At 38.5% G+C, this 23,001-nt stretch carries 13 protein-coding genes; all 13 read right to left on the minus strand.

From position 1 onward, the window contains the following. The gene (locus ABX891_RS10265; protein WP_165743192.1) at positions 1-240 is read right to left on the minus strand and encodes a glutaredoxin family protein; all 240 of its coding nucleotides are present in this window, start codon (positions 238-240) and stop codon (positions 1-3) included. After that, positions 233-2,350, minus strand: coding sequence for a bifunctional 23S rRNA (guanine(2069)-N(7))-methyltransferase RlmK/23S rRNA (guanine(2445)-N(2))-methyltransferase RlmL (gene rlmKL, locus ABX891_RS10270; protein ID WP_354629414.1), 2,118 nt, complete (start codon positions 2,348-2,350; stop codon positions 233-235). Before rlmKL ends, ABX891_RS10265 begins: the two co-directional genes overlap by 8 nt. A 92-nt stretch (positions 2,351-2,442) precedes the next feature. Continuing rightward, positions 2,443-2,973 (minus strand): cell division protein ZapC, encoded by a 531-nt coding sequence (locus ABX891_RS10275; RefSeq protein ID WP_002961896.1) that lies wholly within the window; start codon positions 2,971-2,973, stop codon positions 2,443-2,445. Positions 2,974-3,090: 117 nt separating this feature from the next. After that, positions 3,091-4,101 (minus strand): quinone-dependent dihydroorotate dehydrogenase, encoded by a 1,011-nt coding sequence (pyrD, locus tag ABX891_RS10280; RefSeq protein WP_354629415.1) that lies wholly within the window; start codon positions 4,099-4,101, stop codon positions 3,091-3,093. 120 nt (positions 4,102-4,221) lie between these two features. Beyond that, positions 4,222-9,063, minus strand: coding sequence for an NAD-glutamate dehydrogenase (locus tag ABX891_RS10285; protein ID WP_354629416.1), 4,842 nt, complete (start codon positions 9,061-9,063; stop codon positions 4,222-4,224). 208 nt (positions 9,064-9,271) lie between these two features. Further along, positions 9,272-11,593: an efflux RND transporter permease subunit gene (locus ABX891_RS10290; protein ID WP_354629417.1), complete on the minus strand. Its 2,322-nt coding sequence runs from the start codon at positions 11,591-11,593 to the stop codon at positions 9,272-9,274. Then, a complete protein-coding gene (locus ABX891_RS10295) occupies positions 11,593-12,588 on the minus strand; it encodes a WD40/YVTN/BNR-like repeat-containing protein (protein ID WP_024604808.1) in 996 nt (331 codons plus the stop codon). The genes ABX891_RS10290 and ABX891_RS10295 overlap by 1 nt, the downstream gene beginning before the upstream one ends. A 132-nt stretch (positions 12,589-12,720) precedes the next feature. After that, positions 12,721-14,085, minus strand: coding sequence for a DUF1329 domain-containing protein (locus ABX891_RS10300; protein WP_165743183.1), 1,365 nt, complete (start codon positions 14,083-14,085; stop codon positions 12,721-12,723). A 13-nt stretch (positions 14,086-14,098) separates the two neighbouring features. Next, positions 14,099-16,198 carry a DUF1302 domain-containing protein gene (locus ABX891_RS10305; protein ID WP_309166194.1) on the minus strand — a complete coding sequence of 700 codons (2,100 nt, stop codon included), beginning with the start codon at positions 16,196-16,198 and terminating at the stop codon, positions 14,099-14,101. Positions 16,199-16,451: 253 nt separating this feature from the next. After that, the gene (locus ABX891_RS10310) at positions 16,452-16,673 is read right to left on the minus strand and encodes a DUF2835 family protein (protein ID WP_033011738.1); all 222 of its coding nucleotides are present in this window, start codon (positions 16,671-16,673) and stop codon (positions 16,452-16,454) included. Beyond that, positions 16,674-19,268 (minus strand): aminopeptidase N, encoded by a 2,595-nt coding sequence (gene pepN / locus ABX891_RS10315; RefSeq protein WP_354629418.1) that lies wholly within the window; start codon positions 19,266-19,268, stop codon positions 16,674-16,676. It abuts the gene before it with no gap. Positions 19,269-19,315: 47 nt separating this feature from the next. Then, a complete protein-coding gene (gene nhaC, locus ABX891_RS10320) occupies positions 19,316-20,779 on the minus strand; it encodes a Na+/H+ antiporter NhaC (protein WP_354629419.1) in 1,464 nt (487 codons plus the stop codon). 179 nt (positions 20,780-20,958) lie between these two features. Continuing rightward, positions 20,959-22,983 (minus strand): carboxy terminal-processing peptidase, encoded by a 2,025-nt coding sequence (gene prc / locus ABX891_RS10325; RefSeq protein ID WP_309166203.1) that lies wholly within the window; start codon positions 22,981-22,983, stop codon positions 20,959-20,961. Positions 22,984-23,001 lie beyond the last annotated feature (18 nt).

Below are 23,001 nucleotides of genomic sequence, written 5' to 3' on the forward strand. Positions count from 1 at the left end.
TTATTCTGCTTGTGCTAAAAATTCGCGCACAGAGTGTAAAGTAAAAGGCCAATATAATTTCTCGCCTTTTTCACTTTTTAATACAGGAATAGTAATTTGATACTCAGCAATAAGCTGCTCATCAGTCATAATATCGATTTGTAATAACTCACTGTTGTCATTTAGTACATCAGTGATAAGTTGCTCAGCCTGTTCGCACAAGTGGCAACCATCAGTATGATATAAAATCCATTTAGCCATGCGTAATTAGCCAGCTATTATGGATTTTTTTATTACGTTTGAAGTCTGGTGATAGCGTTTTATCTGAGATATTAACGGCTTTTAAACCTAAACCAATCAGGCCAACTTCATCCATTACAAAACCACGTTTGTTATTAGAGAAAATCAAAGTACCTGATGGACTTAAGATCTTTTTAACCCACGTTAATAATTTAATGTGATCACTTTGCACATCAAACGCGTCTTTCATACGTTTTGAGTTTGAGAACGTTGGAGGGTCTAAAAATATCAAATCATATTGTGCTGTCGCATGCTCTAACCACTTTAAACAATCTGCTTGTTCAAAACGGTAACGTGTATTACTGATATTGTTTAAATCGAAGTTATCTTGCCCCCATTTTAAATAGGTTTTAGATAAATCAACTGTTGTAATTGCTTTAGCGCCACCAAGTGCAGCATGCACAGAGGCAGTACCTGTGTATGCAAACAAGTTTAAAAAGCGCTTATCTTTCGCATTTTCTTGAATATAACGACGCATTAAACGGTGATCTAAAAACAAACCTGTGTCTAAGTAGTCAAATAAATTAACTTTAAACTTAGCACCAAACTCTTCAACTACCATAGTTCGGTTTTGTTTAGACATGGCCGTATACTGGTCTTCGCCCTTTTGCTTTTTACGCACTTTTACAGCAATATTTTCAGGTGAGATATCAAGTTGTTGCGAAGTTAATGTTATTACGTCTTGCAGGCGTTTTTCTGATGTTTTTTCATCAATTTCTTTAGGCGCTGCATATTCAAAAATAACCGCAGAATCACCGTAAATATCTACAGCAACATTGTACTCAGGGATATCCGCTTCATAAACACGATAAGCATCTACTTTATTTTGTTTAAGCCAGTTTTTTAAGCCTTGCTTATTCTTTTTCAATCTATTTGCGAATGACGTAGAACCTTCAAAATTAAGCGCTTTTTTATCATCGGTGGTCAAACTTACTTGCTTATCATCTAATTGATATAAGTTAAGTTCAACATCAAGTGGGCCATTTTTAAACTTATAACGCTTAAGGCGCACAAGTTTTAAAAGTTTAAATAAGCTATCGTCCATACCTAGTAAGGCAAGTTTCCAATGATTAAAGTGCTTTTTAAAGCCAACACCTAAATTACGGTGTAAATCAACAAGCTCAGCCATAGAACCAATACGCTCACCGTAAGGTAAGTTTGAAATTACAACCCCCGGTAATTTTGCAACAGCAGTAAGTTTAGTGGCATCACTTTGCTTAAACTTAATAACATCGTCAAGCTCAGCACGTTTGGCATTATCAATCGCTTTATTTAAAACTTGCTCATCGTAATCGTGGCCAATTAACCACAATTTAGGATCGGTAATGTTAGCAAGTAACTCTTCTTTAAGTTCTTTAAACTTAGCGGCTCTAAAACTGGGTAAACGCTCAAAAGCAAAGCCTTCACGAAATAATCCCGGCGCCTCGTTTCGCGCCATGCCAGCCGCTTCGATTAAAATAGTACCTGCACCACAACATGGATCGAATAAAGGTTGTTTTACATTATCAAGCCAACCACTTCGTTTAATTAATGCAGCAGCTAAATGTTCTTTAATTGGTGCTTTACCTTGACCTTGACGGTAACCACGTTCAGACAAACGAGGGCCCGAATAATCAATATACATAGAAACGCCGTAACGATTTAATCGTGCAACAACACGCACATTTGCATCTTGCTTATCAACGTTAGGACGCTGCTCGTATAAATCATTAAAGTAGTCAACAATCGCATCTTTTATTACAAGACCCGAAAATTGTGTGTTTTTTAATGAGTCATTGGTACCGTTGAAGTCGACAGCGAATGTTTGAGTTGGTCCAAACCACTCTTGCCAAGGTTGCGAGCGAGCAAAATTATACAGGCTATTCTTGTCATCTACGCCTTCTTTTTCTTCAATAAGCATAAGCACACGCGTTGCAAAACGACTTGATAAACAAACCTTTTGCGCCAGTAATGAGTCAGCCTCAAAACGAACAGAACCAACAGTTTGCTTAGACACAGTTGCGCCAAGTTCTGTTAGTTCATCAACCAATAAATTTTCGATTCCGATAGAAGTAAGTGCGATAAATTGCAAAGTAATAACCCTTAATAGCTAATTGCGCAGGATTATAACATAGGTTGGGCGACAAACACGCCATAAAGACACGCTTAAAAACTTAAATTTGGTTAGGCGGTTTGACTTTGATATTGCTGATTTAGGATGGGGTGAACTCGATTATTCAAAATACGGATTACTTCAAATTGTGCTAAAGATAAATTTTCGTCTAATTTAAAGGTTTCGCTTAAATTTAAGCAAATAGATGCATCAGGGCAATGCTCTACAATTAAAAAATCGCCAGTCTGCGCTTTAGATATTAATTTAACTATTGCTTCTACACTAGGCTCTGTTCCAGTGTACTCTTCAAAAAACCAGCTTTTTGATAAAACGGGTTTTAAGTGATACTTAACAGCGGTTGCATTTAGCGATATTTGACAAATTTGAGCAGCAGACCACAATTCAAACCCATCTAAATAGTTATAAACTTGTTCATAAAATGCAGCATCTTCGAGACTAAAACGTGGATTTTTAAAAACAGAATCGGTGAGTTGTCTTAACTTATAGGGCGTACATAATTGCATGTCGTCATTTAAATCAAGTAACAAACGATTTTTATTAGGACAAGTAATCCACTGCCATTGCTTTGATGCTTGTAACATTTACTCCTCCTTGGGTATGTTGAATAATTATTGCTCACAGTATAACCGCTTTTGACCACTTTTAAAATGCTTGCTTAGAACATTTATCGAACGATCAAAAGCTTAGATAACTGATCCTTATAAGCCGTTAACGATCGACTTTACCAATTGTGGACCTTTGTAGATGAACCCAGTATAAACCTGGACTAAATTTGCGCCTGCATCGAACTTTTCTTTTGCAGATTGCGCATCATCTATTCCGCCTACTCCGATGATTGGTAACTTACCTTGTGTTAAGCGTTTCAATTCACTCACCACCTCTGTAGAACGCATTCTAACTGGGTGACCTGATAAGCCGCCGGCTTCTTCTGCATATAGCTGGCCCATAACTGCAGCTCGCTCAAGCGTGGTGTTGGTGGCAATTACACCATCGATTTTATTATTTAAAAGTGACTCACTTACTTGCTCTATTTGAATTTGATCTAGATCCGGTGCAATTTTTACAAGCATAGGCACTTGTTTATTGTGCTTTGCAACTAAATCTAACTGTTCGTTTTTAAGACTTTGCAGTAAATCATCAAGTGCAGCGCCATATTGCAAATCACGCAAGCCAGCTGTATTTGGTGATGAAATATTTACCGTAATATATGAGGCATGTTCAAATACTTTACGCATACAATGAATATAGTCATCTTTACCTTGTTCATTTGGCGTATCTTTATTTTTACCAATATTAATACCGAGTATGCCGCTGTATTTTGCTGCTTTTACATTTGCAACTAAGTTATCAACGCCTTTATTATTAAAACCCATACGGTTAATAATAGCGTTTGATTCTGGCAACCTAAAAATACGAGGTTTATCATTACCAGCTTGAGCACGCGGCGTAATAGTGCCAACTTCAATAAAACCAAAGCCCATTTGGCTGAATGCATCAATACATTCCGCATTTTTATCAAGGCCAGCTGCTAGCCCTACAGGGTTTTTAAATTTCAGACCCAAAAAATCGACTGGCTTATCAGAAATATTTTGCGACCAAGCTAAATTTAAAGGTGTATTGGTAAAACGACGAAGATTATTAAGTGCAAACTCATGCGCCCACTCCGCATCACGGGTAAACATAAAACGGCGAGCTAAATCATAAAACATCAATATAATCCTCTTTTTAAATTTTAGACAAAAAAATACCTCAGACAAGGCTGAGGTATTGTATAACAATTTTAACAATCAGTTATTTATTTACTAAACAATTAACTGATTAAAGCTAAATTATTTTCCTGACGTATCACAATTGTGGCTTAACAACATAAGTTCACGAAGTGCAACCGAGAACTTAGCAAAGTCGTGGCTTTGTGATGTTTTAAACTCAGCCAGCATTTGTTTCCAGCGTTGAAGTAATAAATCTTGGCTATCCATCCACTCGTCTATTTGACTATCAACATCGCTCTCATCACCTTCAAAGCTATTTAATACAACTTCAGATAACGTACGTTGCTGCCAATCAAGCTCTTCTCGATAAGACGAGCGAGCAAGTGCTTGCCAATGATTTGCTACTGGTTGCTTAGTTATTTGCTCTAAGAACCAATGCAGACCCATTCTTGCACCTAGTTTAAAGTAAGTATTGGACACCATCGAAATACTCTTACCTGAACTATTCGCAACTTCTGCTAAATCCATCACAGAGAATAAGCTTGATAAAGAAACAATACGATTAGCTATATCTGTTGGAACGCCCGCATCAATTAACTTATTGGCCTCAATTACAATACGATCATTTTCTTTTTCAATCATATACGTATTTAAGTTATCGCTTAAATCTTTAAAGGTTGGCGCAAAGAATTCAATTCCTTGTTCAATAGTTTGTGACTTATTACGATGACGTAAGAACCAACGCGTTGCTCGGCGCACAGTACGACGAAGTTGGTAAAGCATTTCAGTTTGAACTGCTGCTGGTATTTTATTATCAAGTGCACTAATAGAAGACCATGTTTCACGCATTTCAAATATTTCGCTAGCAATTGAGTAACACATTGCTATCTCAGCTTCATTAGCACCAGTTTCTTCATGCATACGTACCATGAAGTTTAAACCCATATCGTTAACGATACTGTTAGCAAGTTTAGTTGCAATAATTTCTTTACGAAGTGGGTGGTTGTTCATCGCATCGTTAAACTTCTCACGTAGAGGACGTGGGAATGACTTAACAAGCAATTGGCGATAGTAAGGGTTTTCAGTAATTTCATCACTTACTAAAGACTCTTTTAATACCATTTTTGCGTAAGACACTAGCACTGAAAGCTCAGGACGAGTTAAGTCTTTACCTGCAGCGGCGCGTTCTGCCAATTCTTCATCACTTGGAATAAATTCGATAGCACGGTTTAACTTGCCTTCTTTTTCAAGCGCATGAATAAAGCGAATCTTTTCTTTGAGCGTTGAAGTTCCTTTAGACTGCGTAATTGAAATAGTATGTGTTTGACGGTAACAGTCTTTTAATACTAATTCAGAAACTTCATCTGTCATTGAGTAAAGTAGCTCATCACGTTGTTTACGTGTTAGGTCACCTTCAGCTACTAGGCCATTAAGTAAAATCTTTATATTTACTTCGTTATCTGAACACGCAACACCACCAACATTATCAATAAAGTCCGTGTTTACGCGCCCGCCTTTAGCTGCAAATTCAATTCTGCCAAGTTGAGTAGTACCTAAGTTACCCCCCTCACCTAAAATTTTAGCGCCTAAATCTCTACCATTAATACGTAACGCATCGTTTGCACGATCCCCTACATCTGCATCAGTTTCTTTAGAGTTTTTGATATACGTTCCGATACCGCCATTCCACAGTAAATCAAACTCCATCATTAACGATGCTTTTATTAATTCGTTTGGCGTCATACTCGCTTTTTTAGTGCCCAACATTTTTTTCATTTCTGGGCTAAGCGTAATTGATTTAGCTGCACGAGAGAAAACACCACCACCGGCAGAAATTAACTCTTTGTTATAATCATCCCACGATGAACGCGGCATATTGAATAAACGTTCGCGCTCAGGGTAAGAAGTAGCAGCATCTGGGTTTGGATCAACAAAAATGTGCATATGGTTAAAGGCAACTTGTAACCGAATATGCTTAGATAACAACATACCATTACCAAATACATCACCAGCCATATCGCCTATAGCTACCACTGTAAAGTCAGTCGTTTGACAATCGATATCCATTTCACGGAAATGTCGTTTAACTGACTCCCATGCGCCTTTAGCTGTAATACCCATTTTCTTATGATCGTAACCAACCGAGCCACCTGATGCGAATGCATCGCCTAGCCAGAAATTGTATTCATTAGCTATGCCGTTTGCGATATCAGAGAACGTAGCTGTACCTTTATCCGCTGCAACCACCAGGTATGCATCATCTTCATCGTGGCGAACAACATCTCGAGCTGGCACTACTTCACCGCGCTCTATGTTATCTGTAATATCTAGAAGACCACGGATAAAAATTTTGTAACACTCTTGGCCTTCTTTTATAAACGCTTCGCGCTCACTAGGTAATTGTTTACATACAAAACCACCTTTAGAGCCAACAGGTACAATTACTGTATTTTTAACTTGTTGCGCTTTAACTAAGCCAAGTACTTCAGTACGGAAGTCTTCACGACGGTCAGACCAACGCAGACCACCACGCGCTACTTTACCGTAACGTAAATGCACACCTTCAACGCGCGGAGAATAAACAAAAATTTCAAACGCAGGAAGTGGAAGTGGTACATCAGGAATTAAGCTAGGCTGTATTTTAAACGAAACATAAGATTTAAACTGACCTGCATCATCTTTTTGGAAATAGTTGGTACGTAGCGTCGCAACAATCATATCTACGTATAAACGTATAATGCGGTCATCATCAAGGTTTGCTACATTTTCAAGTTCTAAGTAAATTTGCGTACTTAACTTTTCAAGTGTTTTAGCACTTGCTGGGCTCTTAACTGAGAACTTTTTAGCAAATAAATTAACAATTTGCGCTGCAATGTTTGGATAATTTGCAAATGTGCTTTCAATGTAACTTTGTGAGAACGTTACACCAATTTGACGCATGTACTTAGCGTAAGCACGTAAAATAGAGGCTTCGCGGCCAGTTAGGCCACCCATTAACACTAAACGGTTAAAACCATCATTTTCAAGGCGGTTGCCCCACACATTTGTTAATGCAGCGCGAAAACGTGCTGAAATTTTATCAAAGTCTGCCATCCCTTTGCTGTCAATAAGCATCGAGAAGTCCATGATCCAGTTAATACGACCATCGCTAGTTTTAACTGAATATGGTGTTTCACCAACAACGCGCAGACCAAAGTTTTCAAGCATTGGCATAACATCAGATAAGTGAATTGGCTCATCTTTATGGAATAAGCTTAATCGTACAATATTACTGTTTGCTTCTTCTTGAGGACGGTAAAACAGCATTTCTAGCTTGTTTTCATCGCTAAGTAGTTCTAACTTTTCAATATCAACAACCGCAGCACTTGGAAGCACTTCGTCTTTGTATGAGCGTGCAAACGCATTACAGTATTTACGATTTAAATCGTTACCACGTGCTTCACCCGCAGACTCTAAAAGTGCAGATTGAAGTTTATCTTCCCACGTACGTGCAGCTTCTACTAAATTGTTTTCGATGTCTTTCACGTTATATTCGATCTTGTTGTCGGTCACACGAACGGTGTAATGAGTACGCGCCAGTGTTGACTCAGAGAAATAAGTAGTAAATTCGACTTTATCGTCAGAATTAAATGCATTAGCTAATATATCTTGCGTTTCACGACGAAGAGCCGTGTTATAGCGTTCGCGAGGAACATAAACCATGCAAGATAAAAAGCGACCATACGCATCTTTACGTACAAACAAGCGACACATATCGCGCTCTTGTACTTGTAAAACACCCATAGCAACTTCAAGTAGCTCACCTTCGCGCGCTTGAACTAGCTCATCACGTGGGTAGGTTTCTAAAATATTTAAAACAGCTTTGTAAGCGTGAGTACCTTTAGCAAAATCACACATTTCCATAATGCGATTAATTTTACTTTTTAACACAGGCACATCAGTAGCACTGTTATTGTAAAAGCTTGATGAGAATAAACCGATAAAGCGGTCTTCACCAATTACATTACCTTCATCGTCGAAACGCTTAATACCTACATAATCAATGTAAGCGGGGCGGTGAACGCGAGAAACAGAGTTAGTTTTAGTTAAGATCAATAAGTTGCTGCTACGTGCTTCTTGGCGAGCGACTTCTGGTAATTCTGATAATAATCGTGTGTGTTCTTCAGTCGAGTTTTTCATCAAGCCAAGGCTTGATTCCATTTTACCTTTTAATTGGTAATCACCTTGAACTGGGCTTAACTCATATTCACGGTAACCCATTAGGGTAAAATTATCTTTAGCTAACCAATCTAAAAACTCAGTTGTTTCTGAAACTTCATCTTTACTTTTATTATGATGACGTTTAGGTAACTCTTTAGTCACTGCAATTAATTTTTTACGGATTGGTTGCCAATCATCAACAGCAACTGATACATCAACTAGCACAGACTCTAATTCTTTTTTGAAAGACTCAATCACAGAAGAATCTGTTTGACGGTCAATTTCAATAAAAAATACTGTTTTAGTAGATGAAGATTCTTGCTCTGCTTTTAAATTTGATAATCCAGAAATTTTAGCGTTTTCATCACGCTTAATTTTTAATGGGCAGTGAAGTAATAAGTGAGAGGCGATATTTTCACGAGTCATGGCCATACGAACAGAATCAACTAAAAACGGCATGTCTTTAGTAATAATTTCTACAATTGTATGCGATGACTGCCAGCCATCTTTTGCCACTTCAGGATTGAAAACGCGGATAACAGCGTCGTCGGTAGTATTTTTTTCTAGCGAGTTCCAAAGGCTTAATGCTGCGCCATATAGGTCACTATCGTTGCGATTTGCCAAATCCTCTTTAGACATATTGCTGTACAAGGCTTTGGCGAATTTCTCAACGAGTAACACATTATCAGCGCGAACTTTTTTCTGGATCAGCTTACAAACATTATCTAGGATAACCGAGGCTTGGCCTTCATTTCGTGTCATTGTATGTTCCTTAATCTATTACTGCTCAGGAGCAGAAATTTGTACAGCTATTCATTAGCGTGGAGTCAATCAAATTCTAACCCTTTTGCAGCTAATAAACAGCCTTTTCGATGAAAACATTTTAAGCATTTCAGCTATTTGGTCATCTATTCACAAATTGTAGATATAAATGGCCTTTACAGGCCATTTAGGAGCAAAATTATTCACATTATTTTTTCTGGTCAGTCCAGAGAAGGCTACCAATCGCCGGTAATAACAACACTGCACCCAACATATTTACTAAAAACATGAAGGTTAGCAATATACCCATATCAACTTGGAATTTAAGATCTGAGAATATCCACGTACTCACACCAATAGCTAATGTAATCCCCGTAAACAATACAGCACTACCACGCTCAACAAGTGCATTACGATAAGCAATACTCAGTGGTACGTTTTGCTTAAGCTGCCCCATCATCGACGACAGTATATAAATACCATAATCAACACCAATACCAACACCTAGCGCAATTACAGGTAGTGTAGACACCGTTAAGCCTATTTCTAATTGCACCATAAGCGCTTGTGCAAGTGTTGATACAATATAAAGCGGCAATACTACGGCTATTGTTGCTTTTACGCTTCTAAAGCTCATTAGGCATAAAATAATAACGGCACCATAAACGTAAAGCATCATTGGTATTTGCGCCTCTGCAACTGACTCATTAGTCGCTGCCATTACACCAACAGGCCCAGACGCTAATTTAAATGCTAATTCATCAGTGCCCTCTTCTTTAGCAAATTGCTTAACACTTTTAATCACAGTATCGATAGTTTGTGCTTTGTGATCATCTAAAAATATTATCACAGGCATAACGGAGCAGTTACCGTTAAGTAAACCTGTACTTGTTTCAACTCGAGATGTTGATTGTACTAAGCTTGCTGAATTTCGTGGCAAACTCTGCCATTTCAGATTGCCTTCGTTGTACCCTGCGTTAACCGATTGAGCTACAGAGCTCAAACTAACAGCAGACTGCACACCGGTCACATTTTCTACTTTATATTGAAAACGGCTTATGCGCTCCATAACATCATGTTCAGTACATGCTGCAGGATATGCCTCTACTATTACTTTTAAGATATCTGACGAAATAGTGTACTTGTCTGATATTAAAAATGTATCTTGGTTATAACGCGCATCTTGATGCAGAGACGGTGCGCCTGCGTGTAAGTCGCCTATACGCATTTTATCTGCTTGCCAGTAACCTAGAGCAAATAAAACAAGGGTAAAACCAATAATCATTTTAGCTACTTTAGGGTCTGTTGCTTTTACAAGTAAGTCGCGGATTTTATCAAGCATGTTAGGCTTTGCAGCGTCACCAGATTGAATATGTACACAGTTTTCAAAATTCATGTACGAAGCCCAGACCGGCAATAATATTAAATTAGTAAATATAATGACGGCTACACCTAAACTCGCTGTAATAGCAAGTTCACGGATAATACCAATATCAATGGTAAGTAATGTTAAAAAGCCAACGGTGTCTGAAAGTAGTGCAATACCACCGGGTATTAATAGAGCCCTAAAACTTGACTGACAACAGATACGGGTACTTTTTCCTTCACCTACTTTTTTACCAATCGCATTGATCATCTGCACACCATGACTTACACCAATAGCAAATACTAAAAACGGCACCAAAATAGACATCGGATCAAGACCAAATCCTAAACTTGAAAGCAGGCCTAATTGCCAAATAACAGCAATAATAGAACAGGCAATAGGTAAAATGGTTAACTTCAAACTGCCACAAAATAGCCAAACCATAACGAAAGTAAAGGCGATAGCAATGGCAAAAAATACGACCACACCTTTTGCGCCTTCAGCTATATCGCCTGCCATTTTTGCAAAACCAATAATATGAATACTTACTTTATCTGTACTCAAAGGTTCTCTTAAATCACTTTCTAGCTTTTGTGCAAAAGCTAATGTGTCTAACTTTTGTTGTGTTTGTGGATCTGTTTCTAAAAGCTGGGCCGTTACCATTGCACACGAGTAATCGCTGGCAATCATACGTCCTACCACTTTTGCTTTTTCGATGTTTTCTTTTACAACACCTAAACCACGCGTATCCGCTTTAAAGTTAGCAGGAATAATTGGACCGCCTGCAAAGCCATCCTCGACTACTTCAACAAAACGAGCACTTGGTGAAAATATAGAGTTAACTAATGGACGATTTACGCCAGGAATAAAATAAAGCTGATCGTGAACCGCTTTTAATTGAGTGAAAAACTCTGGATTAAATATATTGCCGCTGTCATCACACACTGAAATTAAAATACTATTTGCACCACCAAATTGTTTTTCGTGCTTGGTGTATACTTTCATATAGTCGTGATTTAACGGAATGTTTTTATTAAACGATGCATCTAATTGAATTTGAGTTGCTTTGAATACGAGTAAACAGGTTATAAGCGCAAAACTTATAAGCATAATTAAGCGATGTCTAAAAATCGCCTTTTCTATAAAATCGAGTAACTTATGCATTAAGGGGTTAACTCCTTCACTTTAATGCCATCTTCTGTCGCCATGATTAGTTTGTTATTTAAAATCACGCCATCCAAAATTGCTTTACCATCGGCTAACTGCTCATGGGTAAGTAATCCATCTTGAAGGTGAAAAATAACACCACTATTGGCGAGCATGAGCCATTGCTTATCATTGTAATTAATGATGTTGTTAATTGTCGCTGTTTTAATATTTTCAAAATGTAGCCACTCTTGCTCATTATTTTTCTTTGCAAACACGTTACCGCGAAGCCCTGCTACAATTTCTTGCGTACTATCTGATGCAACTGCAAAGAATGAACCTGGGTAAATCTCCTCAATCCTTTGCCAAGTTTGACCATCATCAATGCTTCTGGCCATTAAACCCATCTCACCAACGAGCATTAATCCATTGTCTGTTTTTTCGATTCGATTAAAGTGCGGTAAAATTGAAGCTGTTTCTGCTTCGTACCCTTCGGGATCATTTTCTTTTAAATCGTTTAAGTAATCTCTGTCATCACTAAACAGTAACGAATCTAAAAAGCGCTTTTGCCAATGTTTACCACCGTCGGTGGTTTGATAAAACATGCCATAGGCCCCCACTGCAAAACCTTTTAAATCATCTTCAAATAGGATATCAAGGCAGGGTTTATCTAGTTCTGGTTTAACTTGTTGTAACTGCCAATTAATACCACCATCGGTAGTATTGATAATGGTGGCATCGTGTCCACATGCCCAGCCATTATTTTCATCGCTAAAGTCAACAGCTGTTAATAGCACTTGAGTTGGTACAAGTTCAGCTTGTTGCCATTTATTACCAGTGTCACTTTTAATAACGGTACCATGCTTGCCTACTGCAATTAGCCCGTTACCTGTGTTTGTTATATCAGTAAGTAGGGTTTTATCTGCTTTAATTGCACTGATTGCATTTTCAGGGACATCCTGAGCAACACTCGCACCACTTATGATCAGGCTGGCATATACTAAATACTTCATAAATTTTAATCGCCTTGAACGAGAGAATTGTTTGTCTTTATATACTGAGGAAAGCGTTGCGCGATTTGGTATAAGACAAACGCGATGTGAAAGGAAAAGGCACTTAACATGCGTTAAGTGCCTAACTTCTAACTATCTACCTGCGCGACGTAATGCGCTTGACGTAAACTCGTTATCGTTAAACGATTGTGAAAAATCGTACATTTTTTCTTGGTTATCTAAACCAATTGCTAAATAACGACGAGAATTCAAATCATGGTAAACCTCAAGCGTACTCCATTGTGTAGGTACCTCGTAGTAGTTAAGGCCATAAGCCATTGCTACACGATAAAGCTGGTCGCGGTTATCATAAATATCCGTAACCTGTACTTGCCAGCTATCTTCGTCAATGTAAAACACACGTTTTTTATAGATATGGCGTGTATCGTCTTTTAAGTTAGCTTCAACAACCCAAACACGGTGTTTTTCGTAACGTGTATGCTCTGGGTTTATGTGGCCAGGCATTAAAATGTCATCGTATTCTAACTTATCACTATGAAGCTTATAGCTGTTATAAGGAATGTATAACTCTTGCTTACCTTTCAACGTCCAGTTGTAACGATTAGGTGAGCCATTGAACATGTCAAAATCATCAGTAGTACGTAAGCTATCCGCTGCTGTTCCTGGTGCATCATATGCAACATTAGGTGCACGACGAACGCGGCGTTGTCCCGAATTGTAAGTCCATGCTTGGCGTGGCGTTAATATTTGGTCCATCGTTTCATGAACAAGCAGTGCTGTACCTGCTAAGCGTGCAGGCTCTGTAACACTTTGTTTAAACTTAAACAAAATGTTTGAGTCTTGCAGCTCTGCGGGTGTTGCACTCGGATCTGAATATTTAACCAATAACTGCTCATCAAAGCCAACATAGTTATAAGAACCCGATGCTGTTGGCGCTGCTTGACCGGCAAAACGCTCAATAGACTGTCCACGGTAACGTAACAAATGATTCCAAATAGCTTCTAAACCCGTTTTAGGAATAGGGAAAGGAATACCAATTGCCGTATTTTTGATCCCATTCCCGTCTTCAACTAGTTCAGCTGTTGGTGCAAACTTTTTAGTTGCGTCGTACACAAACTGTGGATAAGACGCAGAGCGACGTGTTTCATACACTGGCATTTTAAATGTATCTGGATATGCTTCAAATAAAGCAATTTGACCCGGACTTAAATTTGCTTTGTACTTTTCAATATTATTTTTATCAATAGTGAATAGCACTTTATCAGTTGAAAATGGGTCAAGGTGATGCATACCCGGTTCATAGCCTGCTGGAGCAGAAATAATGCCATTATTCCATGCTGGAATAGAGCCATCAGCATTCGCCGCTTTTTCTGCGCCTAATGGCGTTAAGTTTTGACCTAATTGAGCTACCTCAACTGCGCTCATTTTTGCCAAAGCAGCACTGCTTGCAAATAAGCTACAAAAAGCAGTAGCAATGAGGGTAGGTTTTTTAATCATAGTAATGTTACCCCTAAATAGAATATTTTAAGTTAAAAGAAACGTAATCGCGATCTGAGAAAGTATTAATATCGCCGCCGCCCCAAAACGAGTTGTAGCTCACGTCAAGTGACCACGCATTTTGGTAGTTAAAGTTCATGGTCGCACCTAAAGATTTACGGTCTTCAATAAATAAGAACATAGGATCTGGTGTATTACCATTTACGTCATGAGAAAATACAAAACGAGGAGAGAAATTAATACCATCGTAAAGGTCATAATAATCACCTTTAGCAATTAAGCGATATCCCCAAGAAGATGCAGTAGCAAATGATTTTTGCTCTGCACCATTTGAAAGACCAAGTTGCAATGTAGTGTAATCAGTTGTGCCAGGCCCAGTAATAACGCCACTTCGCCCAGTACCCGATACGTTTAAACGCATCTCGTCGTATTCAGGCATGTTATGAATTTTTACAGCACCCACTTCACCAACAACAGCCCAACTATCAGCCCCTAATGAAGGGCCAAATAAATGTGTTGCAGTAAACTGTAATTGTGATGTATTACGTTCAATATACCCTTGAGCAACTTGACCAGGTCCTACAACACTGATGTCGTCGCCTAAACTCATTTGTGAAATACCCGCAAAATCAGGACGGATACCAGCAACCGCTAATTGCTCAGGCATCGCTGCATACAAAAGCTCAACATCATCAATTTGCAGAGGCTCGTCTTGACGAAAAGCAAATTCACCCGCAAAAGCTGTTTCACCAATAGTGGTGTTAAAGCTCAAACCGTATAGTTTAATATCTTCTGGGTAGTCGTTTTCAGCTTTAGAAAAGGCAGTTAAATCAGCAACATTATCAGAGGTAATTTCTGTCGTCATAATCATCGCTAAATCTTGCGCAATTGCTTCGTTTGAAAAGTTTGATACGCGACCAGAGATAAGCGGACGACGACTGTGGTAGTTCACATGGTATAACGCAATTTCAGTATCATTAAACTCAGGTAAAAACACCCCTAAACGAAGACCGTACTGACCGCCATCTTCAGGTTCTGTTTTACCATTATCTCCTTTACCTTTAAGCGCGACCTTAGTTGGATATGCAAGGTACATTTGAGTTAATAAAGCACTCCCTTCGGCACTTGAAGGATCAATTCCTTGAGCAGCTGTTGCTAGTGCAAAGTCAGATTTTAAGTTATTTAAACTATCCGTTAAAAAAGCAACATCAATATCAGGATTAGACGTAAAGCCTAACTGAACATTTTGTTGGTAACCATTTTCTGCAGCAAAGTCATTAGTAGAAAAATACGTGCCAGCTGCTGGTAGACGCGTTTCTTGCCATTGATATTGGTAGAAACCTTCAAGCGTAATATTTTCAGTAATACCAAGCGATGCCCAAAGCATACCTACAGGTATAAATGCTTCTTTAAGCTCAGCGCCTGGTGCTTTTAATCGGTCAATATCAACTGGGTTTACGTTAATACCATGAGATATAAGCGTACTTTCACCCCAGTTAACTACTTGCTGACCTAAGCGAATTGATAATGGGTTATTCCCGTCGTTTAAATCAAAATTAGCCCAAACGTATGCATCTAGTAAACGGATATCTGCACAGCTTTGCTCTTTTGTATCTTTATCGTCACACGGGTCAACACCTTCACCAGAAGTTGGGTTTGAATAAGCGCGATCGCCATCCATCAACGCAAAATCATAAAAGTACATAAAACGTGTAAACAAACCATAATTATCTTTATTTATTGAAAGGTCGTGTGTTCCCTTCAATAGTTTTGAGAATGAGTCGCCACTGTCAAAATTTAAATTACCCGCATCACCATTGTTTGAGTAAGAGCCGGGTTGTGCCCATACATCTTGTGATGAGTAAATAGTGTTACTTAGTGCAGGGTTGTAACCTGTCCAGTCAAAAGCTGGATTATTACTTTTACCAATTAAGTTAAAGTCCCTGTCTTCTACACGGACGCTTTGCCCATATGAAAAGGTTGAGTCGAAGGTAATATCAAAACCCCCAGCTTCAAATGTTACAGCTTGAGTACTGGCTGCAGATAAACCTAAACTAGCGGCTGCTAAACCTATAGCGATTTTATTTTTAACAAAAAGCGATCTTCTTATCATTTTGGTTCCCCCCTGTCGCGGGTCATTTTGTGTGATCAAGTTATTGTTTTTAGTGTCATCGTAACGATAGAAGCGAATCATTGAAATTACAAATAGTCGCATTCAATCTGTCATATATTTCTTATTCTGGTTGACGCTTACGTATTGGTAAGACGTCGTACCAGATAATTTATACACGTTATTTAACAATAGGACAAATTGAAATTAACAAAAAGACAATATTTTTATGCTTTTATAACATGAAAACAGGGAGCTAAGCCACGCGCTCAATACGAATGAATTTATTTTCGGGGGTTAATAATATTCTAAAACGCCCTCTTATACCTAGGCTGGTAATAAAAGGTCTTAAATGATTAGCAGAAAAACGTACCGTTTTCCCGCCATCTTCTACAACTTGTAAAGAGCTAAAACGGCCATGGTAGTAATCCATGCACTCGTTATAGCTCAATCTTAAGGTAAAATAATACTCAATCATTTATACGAGCGCTTTTTCAACCTTTTCATACAAATCAGCACTTAGCCCATCTAGATTAGCTAAGCGTTGTAATTGCAGTTTCATTGCTTGAGAGCGAACATCATCGTAACGTTTCCATGACATGAACGGTGTTAACATACGAGACGCATTTTGTGGATTAATTGCATTAAGTTTTATTAATAAGTCACCTAACAACGTATAACCTTGGGCGTCTGAACGATGGAATTGTGCTGTATTAAAGTGACTAAAGCTTCCTACAAGTGCACGTACACGATTCGGGTTTGAAAAATCAAAACACGGATGTTCGTAAAGTGCCTTAATATTGTCTATAGCATTATTGCCTGATTGCATAGCTTGCAGTGCAAACCACTTATCCATCACTAAAACATCATGGCGCCATTGACTATCAAAATGACTCAAAAGCTCTTCTTGTAAAGGGTGGGATGCTTTTACCACTGCGCTTAGTGCACCAAGTACATTGGTCATATTAGTAGAACTTGCGGCTTCTTTAATAAAGCTTACAGCCTCTGGCTTTTGAGTTTTAGCCAAATAATGCAAGCATATTTGTTTTAAAGCGCGCTTAGCAACGGCGCTAGCACTTATACTGCCATCATCTTCAAGAGATTCGTAACAACTAAGCAGTTCATCAGCAAGTTCGTCAGCAATTTGTTGCTCGAACTTTTCTGTTATTTCAATAATCTCATCAACAAGTATTACTTCAAATTCAGCGGCTAATGTATCAAAACTTGGCAGTTTAAACAGCTCTGCAATTAAGGCTAAATCGCCCTCTTTTGTGTTTATAAGTACACGTAGCGCATTTATAATTTCGCTGCTTAACTCGCTATTAGTCGTATCGGTAATCTGAGATTTAATCGCTTTAATAAATAGCTGCTGTTGTGCATCCCAACGTGAAAAATCACTACGTGCAAAACGCATAATATGCAATAGTTCGGGCTCTGTTGTTTGCTGATTTAAAATACAAGGCGCAGAAAAATCTTCCAGTAAAACCGCAACGGGCTTCTCTAAAATATTATCAAAGCTAAATGTTTGAGTCGTACTTGTTACATCAAGTACATGATCTAGCTTTTTACCTTTATATTGCAGAGCTATACTTTCCCCATTCGCATCAAGTAATTCAATAGCAAATGGAATATGAAGCGGTTTATTATCTGGCTGATTAGCCGGTGCTTTTTGCTCTATTGTTAATGTATACGTATTTGAAACACTATCAAAATGTTGTATTGAATTTAAACGCGGTGTACCTGACTGGCTGTACCATTGCTTAAATTGCTCTAAATTAACGCCTGATGCATCGCTCATCGCACTGACAAAGTCATCACATGTAACTGCTTGCCCATCATGGCGCTCAAAGTAAAGCGTCATGCCTTTTTGAAAGTTAGTTTCACCCAGTAATGTGTGCATCATACGGATAACTTCAGCACCTTTATCGTATACAGTTACTGTATAAAAGTTATTCATTTCGATAACTTTTTCAGGGCGAATTGGGTGAGCCATAGGGCCTGCATCTTCGCTAAACTGGTGAGTGCGCATTACTTTTACTGCATCAATTCTATTCAAAGCCCGTGAACCTAAGTCACTACTAAACTCTTGATCTCTAAATACCGTTAAGCCTTCTTTTAGCGATAACTGAAACCAATCTCTGCAAGTAACTCGATTACCAGTCCAGTTATGAAAGTACTCATGCCCTACAATGGATTCAATCGTATGATAGTCTTTGTCTGTAGCTGTTTCTTGATTGGCTAATACGCATTTACTGTTAAATACATTCAGCCCTTTATTCTCCATCGCACCCATGTTGAAAAAATCAACAGCTACAATCATATAAATATCAAGGTCATACTCTAAATTAAAACGTTCTTCATCCCACTGCATTGCTTTTTTAAGTGAAGCAATAGCATGGGGTGTTTTAGATAAATTACCTTTATCAACAAACAATGCTAATTCTACATCTCTGCCGCTTTTAGTTATGTAGGTATCTTTTAAAACATCAAAATCGCCTGCTACAAGTGCGAACAAATAACTTGGCTTTTTGAATGGGTCTTGCCATTTTACAAAATGACGACCATCTTGTGTTTCACCGCTATCGACTTGATTACCGTTAGAAAGTAATTGCGGGTATTTTTTATCTGCAATAATAGTTACATCAAACGTGGCAAGTACATCAGGGCGATCCATGTAATAAGTGATTTTTCTAAACCCCTGCGCTTCGCACTGTGTGCAATACGCACCGCCCGATAAATATAAACCTTCTAAAGAAGTATTCGTCTCAGGTGATATCTCGGTCACAATACTTAATTGGCAACTATCCGGTAGGTTATTAATTATTAGCTGCTCACCAACAATTTCATAATCGGTTATATCAACTGTATCAACAGATAAAGACAGTAAACGCAAATCAATACCATCAAGCACTAAAGGTGCTTTTTTATCACCAACTCGGGTAAGTGTTAGTAAAGAGCTTACTTTGGTTGATAAAGGCTGTAAGTCAAATGTTAGCTCTGTGTGGTCAATTAGAAAGTCAGGAGCTTTATAGTCTTTAAGGTATTGTGCTTGAGGTTTACTTGATTCAGTCATAGATACTCCAAAGCAGCTCCTTTTAAGTTAAAAGGAGCTGCTTAAAATTAGGCAGATTGTTTTGGCTTAATACGTAAAATTTTAATGCCTAAGTAGGCATAAACAACCGCTAAAACAGGGTTAATTAAGTTAAAGAAAGCGTAGAGTGCATAATCAAAAGGGTTTATAAGTAAAACGCTTTGCATGTATGCGCCACACGTATTCCATGGAATTAGTGGGCTAGTAATTGTACCGCCATCTTCCAATGTACGAGATAAGTTAACAGGCTTCAAACCACGTTTTTCGTATTCATCTTTAAACATACGTCCAGGTACAACAATCGCTATATATTGATCGGCCGCTATTACGTTAGTTCCTATACACGTAGCTATTGTCGCCGCAATTAACGACCCCGTACTTTTAGCTATTTTAAGTATGCTTTTAACAAAAATGTCCAGAAGACCCGTTTTTTCCATGATGGCACCAAACATCAGTGCAGTCATAATCAACCACGTAGTTGTAAGCATTCCTGACATACCGCCACCACTAAGCAGCGAGTTCATTTTATCATCACCTGTGCTTATACTAAAACCATCAAAAAAAGTGGTCCAAATTAATTTAAAGTAGCCTATTAGCTGGCCTTGGCTTATGTCTATTTGGCTGGCAATTAAATCAGATTGAAACAACACAGCCCACACAGCGCCAAGTACCGCGCCTATCGATATAGCAGGAAACGCTGGCATTTTGCGTATCGCAAGTACCAAAAGTACAATTAAAGGCACTAGCATTTCTAAACCAATATTAAAGTTTTGCTGCAAAATAGCAGTAATTTCATCAATACGCCCTGCTTCACTCGATGCAGTCGCGTTAAACCCCATAAATATAAAGATTATTAAGGCAATTACAAAGCTCGGTACTGTAGTCCATAGCATATGCTGAATATGTTCAAATAAATCTGCCCCCACAACCGCAGGCGCTAAATTAGTAGTCTCTGATAGTGGACTAAGCTTATCGCCAAAATACGCGCCCGATATAACCGCACCAGCCGTTACTGTTTGCTCTAACCCTAAGCCTGTAGCAACGCCTAATAAAGCCACACCTATTGTAGCCGCTGTGGTCCACGAACTACCAATGCTCATTGCTACAATGCCACAAATTAAACAACTCGCTGCATAAAACCAACTCGGATTAATAACCTGTAAGCCATAGTAAATTAGCGTAGGTACTGTGCCCGAAAGCAACCAAGTGCCTATTAACGCACCTACCATAAGTAAAATTAAGATAGCACCTAACGACAAGGTGATCCCTTCAATCATCGCATCTTCTAGTTTTTTCCAATTGTAGCCATTTTTTAGACCTATTAATGCTGCTGCAAAAGTAGCAAATAAAAGTGCAATTTGGTTAGGACCTGAAGAAGAGTTATCACCAAATAAGTATACGGCTGCACCAAGCAAACAAATTAATACAGTGATAGGAATTAATGCATCAAAAAACGAGGCGGGCTTGATTGGTTTATCATCCAATAACTTCAAAGTAGAGACTCCTGCACACTTGCTGTGTGTTTAATTATTATTTTTAGCACGTAAAGCGCATTAATTGAGCATGATTGATCTAGCTCAACTTTATGTAATCAGAGATTATAACAATTTAGTAAATTTTAGGTAGTAAAAAAGGCGCTAAAGCGCCTTTTTTATAGAGGTAAAACCAGTTGTTACTTCTTAGCTATACGACCATAATTAATATAATCTTGAGTAATTAATGCAGCTTCTTCCAAAAATGGGTCAAGCTCTTCAATTACTTGTGGTAAATCGTCTAAGTTTTCTACCGGCTCTTTACCTAAGCGCTTAAGACGTTCGTTAGTACGTACAAGTGCACGTGCTTCACCTTCGTCCTTTTCTTTAATGCGGTCTGCTTCAACTAAAGAGATAGTTTTACGGTCTTTCTCTTCGTTATATAAAGTAATATCGCTAAATACATAACCAAATTCTGGCTCTGATTTAATTCGTACTTCGTGCTGTTTCTCTAGGTACGTAATAATAGGTGTTAAATTACCTAGTTTTTTGTATTTCGCTTTAACGATGCTATCCCATGGAAGTGCATTATCTTGCTTACTTTCGCCCCACTGTGCAGGATCGATTGCAGATGGAAACGAAATATCAGGAATAACACCTTTATGTTGCGTACTACCACCGTTAATACGGTAGAACTTAGCAATTGTATATTGTACGCTACCCAGCGCATTATCGTATAGGTCGTAAGCGCGGCCTAAGCCTTTGTGCTGCTGTACAGTACCTTTACCAAACGTTTGCTCACCTATAATAACTGCACGGCCATAGTCTTGCATTGCAGCTGCAAATATTTCAGAGGCAGATGCACTGTAGCGGTCTACTAATACAGTTAATGGACCGTCGTAATAAGTAATGCCATCACGATCTTTTTGCTCTTCAATACGATTATTTAAAGTATGAATTTGAACAACCGGGCCTTGGTCAAAAAACAAGCCTGACAGTTGTGTTGCTTCGTATAAAGAACCACCACCATTTTGGCGTAAGTCGATGATGATACCATCTACCTTTTCTTCTTTAAGTTTGGCTAACTCAACTTTTACATCTTTCGAAAGGTTATTGTAAAAGCCAGGAATTTCAATCACGCCTACTTTGCTTGTTAAATCAGAGTACTTTGCTTCAAATACTTCTGATTTAGCCGCTCTATCTTCAAGTCGGATTTTATCACGCGTGATTTCAACAACTTTAGGCGCACCATGAGCGTCAACACCCTTTAAATACTGCAAACGTACTTTAGTCCCTTTAGGACCTTTAATTAAATCAACTACGTCATCTAAACGCCAGCCAATTACATCTACAAATTCTTCGCCATCTTGGGCAACACCGATAATGCGATCATCAGCTTTGATCTGATCTGTTTTATCCGCAGGACCACCAGGCACTAAACTACGAATAACAGTGTAGTCTTCATCAGGGCTTAGTACGGCACCAATGCCCTCAAGCTCTAAATCCATATCCATTTTGAATTGCTCTGCACGACGTGGCGATAAATAAGACGTATGCGCCTCAATACTACGTGCTAGCGAATTCATAACAATTTGAAAAGCATCTTCTGAATTAGATTGTACTAAACGTTTTTCTGCATTTTTATAGCGTTTAGTCAGCACTTCTTTAATGCCTTCCCAATCTTTACCCGTCATTTTTAAACGCAGTGCGTCGTACTTTACACGCTCACGCCAAATTTCATCAAGCTCAGCTTGTGACGCAGGCCATGCTGAATCTTCACGGTCAAAAAAGTATTCATCTTCTTTATCAAACGTCATCTCTTTTTCAAGCAGAGTAAGTGAATACTCGTAACGTTCAAAACGGCGTTTAAGACTTAAGTTAAAAATATCAAACGTAAAGTCTAATTTACCGGTAGTAATAGCGTTATCAAAGTCATCACGATATTGCTCAAATGAGGCGATATCGCTGGCTAAGAAAACGCTTTTATTAAAATCAAGGGATTCGATATAACGATCGTACACTTTACTAGAAAGCTCATCGTTAAATCGAACCGGTGTATAGTGTGAACGAGCAAATAAGCTAGCCACTCGTTTGCTAGCAGTACCATGTTGACTCTCTTGCTTGAGCTGGGGTAAATCGTCAATAGTGACGGCTTCTACAGCAGCAAATAATGAACCTGAAAACAGGGCAGCAACTAACGGAATGAGCGTAAACTTTTTACTCATACACAACTCCTTAATTTA

This window comes from Pseudoalteromonas sp. NCIMB 1079 (assembly GCF_040567695.1).
Lineage (GTDB): Bacteria > Pseudomonadota > Gammaproteobacteria > Enterobacterales > Alteromonadaceae > Pseudoalteromonas > Pseudoalteromonas distincta.

Coding starts and splice junctions, on each gene's coding strand:
- ABX891_RS10265 (WP_165743192.1), bottom strand. CDS start 240: ATGGCTAAATGGATTTTATATCATACTGATGGTTGCCACTTGTGCGAA.
- ABX891_RS10275 (WP_002961896.1), bottom strand. CDS start 2,973: ATGTTACAAGCATCAAAGCAATGGCAGTGGATTACTTGTCCTAATAAA.
- pyrD (WP_354629415.1), bottom strand. CDS start 4,101: ATGTTTTATGATTTAGCTCGCCGTTTTATGTTTACCCGTGATGCGGAG.
- ABX891_RS10285 (WP_354629416.1), bottom strand. CDS start 9,063: ATGACACGAAATGAAGGCCAAGCCTCGGTTATCCTAGATAATGTTTGT.
- ABX891_RS10290 (WP_354629417.1), bottom strand. CDS start 11,593: ATGCATAAGTTACTCGATTTTATAGAAAAGGCGATTTTTAGACATCGC.
- ABX891_RS10295 (WP_024604808.1), bottom strand. CDS start 12,588: ATGAAGTATTTAGTATATGCCAGCCTGATCATAAGTGGTGCGAGTGTT.
- ABX891_RS10300 (WP_165743183.1), bottom strand. CDS start 14,085: ATGATTAAAAAACCTACCCTCATTGCTACTGCTTTTTGTAGCTTATTT.
- ABX891_RS10305 (WP_309166194.1), bottom strand. CDS start 16,198: ATGATAAGAAGATCGCTTTTTGTTAAAAATAAAATCGCTATAGGTTTA.
- ABX891_RS10310 (WP_033011738.1), bottom strand. CDS start 16,673: ATGATTGAGTATTATTTTACCTTAAGATTGAGCTATAACGAGTGCATG.
- pepN (WP_354629418.1), bottom strand. CDS start 19,268: ATGACTGAATCAAGTAAACCTCAAGCACAATACCTTAAAGACTATAAA.
- prc (WP_309166203.1), bottom strand. CDS start 22,983: ATGAGTAAAAAGTTTACGCTCATTCCGTTAGTTGCTGCCCTGTTTTCA.